The 5127-nt window shown below is 66.4% G+C and carries 5 protein-coding genes; 4 read left to right on the top strand and 1 reads right to left on the bottom strand.

Features of this window, described 5'->3' with window-relative positions:
• Window positions 1–520 (top strand): UDP binding domain-containing protein (locus tag D9R12_RS15490; protein ID WP_342353320.1); only part of this gene is annotated, 520 nt, incomplete at its 5' end.
• Window positions 521–1318: 798 nt separating this feature from the next.
• Here D9R12_RS15490 and D9R12_RS15485 read toward each other — a convergent pair.
• Window positions 1319–2665, bottom strand: a complete 1347-nt coding sequence (locus D9R12_RS15485) for a phosphohexomutase domain-containing protein (protein ID WP_122231733.1) — start codon at window positions 2663–2665, stop codon at window positions 1319–1321.
• A 151-nt stretch (window positions 2666–2816) separates the two neighbouring features.
• Between D9R12_RS15485 and D9R12_RS15480 the strand changes: the two genes are divergently transcribed.
• From D9R12_RS15480 to D9R12_RS15470, 3 genes are all read left to right on the top strand, one after another.
• Window positions 2817–3548, top strand: coding sequence for a CoA transferase subunit A (locus D9R12_RS15480; protein ID WP_122231731.1), 732 nt, complete (start codon window positions 2817–2819; stop codon window positions 3546–3548).
• 102 nt (window positions 3549–3650) lie between these two features.
• The gene (locus D9R12_RS15475; protein ID WP_122231728.1) at window positions 3651–4280 is read left to right on the top strand and encodes a CoA transferase subunit B; all 630 of its coding nucleotides are present in this window, start codon (window positions 3651–3653) and stop codon (window positions 4278–4280) included.
• Entirely contained in the window at window positions 4277–4858 is a 582-nt protein-coding gene (locus D9R12_RS15470) for an alpha-ketoglutarate-dependent dioxygenase AlkB family protein (protein WP_170159287.1), read from the top strand. Before D9R12_RS15475 ends, D9R12_RS15470 begins: the two co-directional genes overlap by 4 nt.
• Window positions 4859–5127: the final 269 nt, after the last annotated feature.

The raw sequence follows: 5127 nt of genomic DNA, 5'->3' as shown, positions 1-5127 counted from the left end.
CGGCTCGCTCCTCGTCGCTCAGCACAATCTCAGGGGCAACTCGCACTTGCACTCTCCACACTTCGTCCTCGTAGAGTGTTGGAACGATGGATTTCATATAAGTTCCATCAAGAATAGAACAGTACACAAGCAGCTGCTGGCCAACTACCAGGCGGTGCCGCAGAACCTGATCCGCGCGATCGTCGATTCCAACACCACCCGCAAGGACTTCATCGCCGCCGACGTGCTGCGGCGCAACCCCAAGGTGGTGGGCATCTACCGGTTGATCATGAAGGCCGGCTCGGACAACTTCCGCGCCTCCAGCATCCAGGGCGTGATGAAGCGGATCAAGGCCAAGGGCGTGGAGGTGATCGTCTACGAGCCGGCCTTGAACGAGCCCGAGTTCTTCCGCTCGCGCGTGGTCAACGACCTGGACGCGTTCAAGCGCGAATCGGACGTGATCCTCAGCAACCGCAGGTCCAGCGCGCTGGATGACGTGGCCGACAAGGTCTACACGCGCGACCTGTTTGGCGACAACTAAGGCCAGGCTGTTACTCCCCTTCTCCCCGCCTGCGCGTGGAGAAGGCTTGGACAGCCGGGCTGTTGCTCCCTTCTCCCCCGCTCGCGGGGGAGAAGGTGCCGAAGGCAGATGAGGGGGGGCTTTGCTGTTGGCGCAAGCGGCTGACGAACACCCGAGCCCGGCGGCTCCAGCTTCGAAAACGTACCGGCAGCCTCACCTGGGTCGGCTTCGGTGCCCCCTCACCCCAGCCCTCTCCCCCGCTCGCGGGGGAGAGGGAGCGGAGGCGGGCTTGTTGCTCCCTTCCCCGCGGCCCTCCCCTTCGCGCTGACCCGCGAAAGGCAGGGGCAAGGCAGCGTTCTTGATTTGCCCGGCCCACCGAGCGAGCCGCTTGGCCCCCTCCCTTGCGAAGCAGGGGAGGGATGGGGAGGGGTTGCTGTTGATCTGCTCGTTCTTGCATGTGCTCCGCGCCGAAAGCAAAGGCACCCCTCCCCGACCCTCCCCTTCGCGCTGACGCGCGAAAGGGAGGGGGCAAGGCAGCGTTCTTGATTTGTCCGGCCCACCGAGCGAGCCGCTTGGCCCCCTCCCTTGCGAAGCAGGGGAGGGATGGGGATGGGTTGCTGTCCCGCTTCTCCCCCGCTCGCGGGGGAGAAGGTGCCGAAGGCGGATGAGGGGGGCTTTGCTGTTTGCGCAAACGGCTGACGAAAACGCGGGTCAGGCGGCTCCAGCTTCGGAACGTACCGGCAGTCTCACCTGGATCGGCTTCGGTGCCCCCTCACCCCGGCCCTCTCCCCCCGCTCGCGGGGGAGAGGGGGCGAAGCGTCAGCCCTGCAGCAACGCTGAAATCTCGTCGGTCTTCTGCTTCAGCAGCGCTGCATCGGCGCGGGTTTCCACGTTCAGGCGCAGCAGTGGCTCGGTGTTGGAGCTGCGGATGTTGAAGCGCCACTGGCCGAAATCGGCGCTGATCCCGTCGGTGTGGTCCAGCTGCGGATTGAGGGCAGCATAGTGCTCCATGACCCGCTGCACGGCCGCCTTGGCGTCGTCGACCTTGAAGTTGATCTCGCCGCTGCACGGGAACTTGGCCACCCGGTCTTCCACCCAGTCGCCCAGCGAGCGGCCCGAGCTGCTGACCAGTTCGGCGATCAGCAGCCACGGGATCATGCCCGAGTCGGCGAAGGCGAACTGGCGGAAGTAGTGGTGGGCGCTCATTTCGCCGCCGTATACGGCGTTTTCGGCGCGCATCTTCTCCTTGATGAAGGCGTGGCCGCTCTTGCACAGCACCGGGATGCCGCCGGCTTGCTCGACCATCTCCACGGTGTTCCAGGTCAGGCGCGGATCGTGCACGACCTTGCCGCCGGGCTGCTTGGCCAGGATCGCCTGGGCCAGCAGGCCGACCAGGTAATAGCCCTCGATGAACTGGCCCTTCTCGTCGAAGAAGAAGCAGCGGTCGAAGTCGCCGTCCCAGGCGATGCCAAAATCCGCGCCATGCTGCTGGACCGCCTCGGCGGTGGCGGCGCGGTTTTCCGGCAACAGCGGGTTGGGGATGCCGTTGGGGAAATGGCCGTCCGGCTCGTGGTAGATGCGGATGAATTGCAGCGGCAGGTGCGGGGCCAGCAGGTCGATGATCGCGCCGGCGCCGCCGTTGCCGGCATTGGTCACGATCTTGAGCGGCTTGAGCGTGCCGGGCTTGATGTAGCTGAGCAGGTGCTGGATGTAGGCGGTCTTGTCCGGGCGGTGCGCTTCCTGGCCGATCGGTTCGCCGGCGGGGGTCCTGTCGGCCTCGGCCCGGTCGCGGATCTCGAACAGGCCGGTGTCCGAGCTGATCGGGCGCGCGTTCTCGCGCACCAGCTTCATCCCGTTGTAGTCCATCGGATTGTGGCTGGCGGTGACCATCACCCCGCCGGCGGCCTTGAGGTGATCGGTCTGGAAATAGACTTCCTCGGTGCCGCACAGGCCGATGTCGATGACCTCGCGGCCTTTGCAGCGCAGGCCGACCGACAGCGCGTCCTGCAGGGCGGGGCTGGTCAGGCGCACGTCGTGGCCCAGCACCACCGGCCCGGCGCCCAGCATGTCGGCCAGGGCCACGCCGATGCGGCGGGCCAGGTCCTCGTCCAGTTCGTCGGGGACGCGGCCACGGATGTCGTAGGCCTTGAATGCGGGAAGCGCCATGGAGGAAGTCCTTGTGTGCGGGGAGCGGGGCCGGCGAGTGTAGCCAAGCCGATGGCAAGCGGGCGTTAGCGCGCAGGACCAAAGTCCAACAGGTCCTTGCCGGGACCGCGGCTAGAATGCTCGGCGATGCGGCAACAGCGGAAGTGAAGCAATGACCCAGACGATTGCTGGCAGCGCCAGGCGCTCGGGCAAGGTGTTTCCCGATGCCGCCACCGCCCTGGCCGACATCGCCGCCGACGGCCAGACCCTGGCGGTGGGCGGGTTTGGCCTGTGTGGCATCCCCGAGCAGCTGATCAGCGCGCTGCGCGACACCGGGGTCAAGGACCTGACGGTCATTTCCAACAACGCCGGCGTGGATGGTTTCGGCCTGGGCCAGCTGCTGGAAACGCGCCAGATCCGCAAGATGATTTCGTCCTACGTGGGCGAGAACAAGGAGTTTGCCCGCCAGTACCTGGCCGGCGAGCTGGAACTGGAATTCAACCCGCAGGGCACCCTGGCCGAACGCCTGCGCGCTGGCGGGGCGGGCATCCCGGCCTTCTTCACCGCCACCGGCTACGGCACGGTGATCGCCCAGGGCAAGGAAACGCGCCAGTTCGATGGCAAGCACTACATCCTGGAAACCGCGCTGCACGCCGACCTTGCGCTGGTCAAGGCGTGGAAGGCCGACACCGCCGGCAACCTGGTGTTCCGCAAGACCGCGCGCAACTTCAACCCGGCCTGCGCGATGGCCGGCAAGCTCTGCGTGGCCGAGGTGGAACAGGTGCTGGAAGTCGGTGCGATCGACCCGGACCAGGTGCACCTGCCGGGCATCTACGTCGATCGCATCGTGGTCAACCCGAATCCGGAAAAGCGCATCGAACAGCGCACCGTGCGCGAAGGATGAGCGCACGCACCTGGCCCGGCAGGGCCAGGCCGATGCCTGATGAAGCGAGAGGTCGCGCCAGCGATGGCGCCCAGGAATCCAAACCTTTAGAGAGGAACCAAAATGGCCTGGACCCGCGAACAGATGGCCGCGCGCGCCGCGCAGGAACTCACCGACGGCGCCTACGTCAACCTGGGCATCGGCCTGCCGACGCTGGTGGCCAACTACATTCCCGAGGGCGTGGATGTGTGGCTGCAGTCGGAAAACGGCCTGCTCGGCATCGGCCCGTTCCCGACCGAAGATGAGATCGACCCTGATCTGATCAACGCCGGCAAGCAGACCGTCACCGCGCGCAAGGGCGCCAGTTTCTTCGGCAGCCATGAGTCGTTTGCGATGATCCGTGGCGGACATATCGACCTTGCCATCCTCGGCGCGATGCAGGTCAGCGAGAAGGGCGATCTGGCCAACTGGATGGTGCCCGGCAAGATGGTCAAGGGCATGGGCGGGGCGATGGACCTGGTGGCCGGGGTCAAGCGCGTGGTGGTGCTCATGGAGCACGTGGCCAAGGACGGCAGCCACAAGCTGCTGCCCGAATGCGACCTGCCACTGACCGGCGTGGGCGTGGTCGACCGCATCATCACCGACCTGGGCGTGTTCGATGTCACGCCTGAAGGCTTGAAGCTGGTGGAGCTGGCCGAAGGGGTGAGCCAGGCGCAGGTATCAGAGAAGACTGGCGTGAAGCTCGCCGCTTGAGCAACACCGCTGCTGCATTTCAGGTGTCGCCTGGATGGCTTGATGAGGCCGGGCAGGTCGCGTGTTTCGAGCAAAGTCGACAGGCCATTGCCTGGGAAACCCATCGCCTGCGCCTGTTCGGGCGCTGGGTGGACGCGCCGCGGTTGAGTTGCTGGATCGGGGATCCGGGGGCGGTGTATCGGTACTCGGGGCGGACCTTCGCGCCGCAGCCCTGGCCGCAGGCGCTGTTGCCGTTGCGGCAGCGGCTGCGGGAGGAGCTGGGTGTCGGTTTCAACAGTGTGCTGGCCAATATGTACCGGGATGGGCGCGATGCGATGGGCTGGCACAGCGATGACGAGCCGGAGCTGGGCCCGGAGCCGGTGATCGCCTCGCTCAGCCTGGGCGCGGCGCGGCGGTTCGTGCTGCGCCGGCGCGATGATCATGCGGTCAAGCAGGCCCTCGTGCTGGAACCGGGCAGCCTGCTGGTGATGCGGGGCGTCAGCCAGCGTGACTGGCAGCATGCCCTGCCGCGCACGGCCAGGCCGGTGGGGTCGCGGATCAATCTGACTTTCCGCAGGATCGTCGATGCGGGCGTTTGAGCCTGCACCGGACCGTGTAGGAGCGGACCGCAGGGCCGCGAGAGGCTTCACCGGGAAAGCCCCATCGCGCCCCTGCGGTGCGCTTGTGTCTGCGCGAAGGTCTAGAGTTTGGGTGGAGAGCGATGTGCGGCAGGCCGATGGAGCGCAGTGTTGCCAAGCACGTGTAGGAGCCCGGGCCGCCGCACATCGACCTCGTCCCTAGCCCGAACAGTTGAACGAGCTCAAGCTCGAACTTCACAAGCGTGGGCAGGATCGAGGCGGCTCTCTCC

This window comes from Pseudoxanthomonas spadix, from assembly GCF_003703395.1.
Lineage (GTDB): Bacteria > Pseudomonadota > Gammaproteobacteria > Xanthomonadales > Xanthomonadaceae > Pseudoxanthomonas_A > Pseudoxanthomonas_A spadix.
Note: the sequence above shows the minus strand (reverse complement) of the source record. Positions and strands in the feature narration are given on the sequence as shown.

Bases quoted from the DNA above. Each gene is read 5' to 3' on its own strand.
- D9R12_RS15485 (WP_122231733.1), bottom strand. From the start codon at position 2,665: ATGGCGCTTCCCGCATTCAAGGCCTACGACATCCGTGGCCGCGTCCCC.
- D9R12_RS15480 (WP_122231731.1), top strand. From the start codon at position 2,817: ATGACCCAGACGATTGCTGGCAGCGCCAGGCGCTCGGGCAAGGTGTTT.
- D9R12_RS15475 (WP_122231728.1), top strand. From the start codon at position 3,651: ATGGCCTGGACCCGCGAACAGATGGCCGCGCGCGCCGCGCAGGAACTC.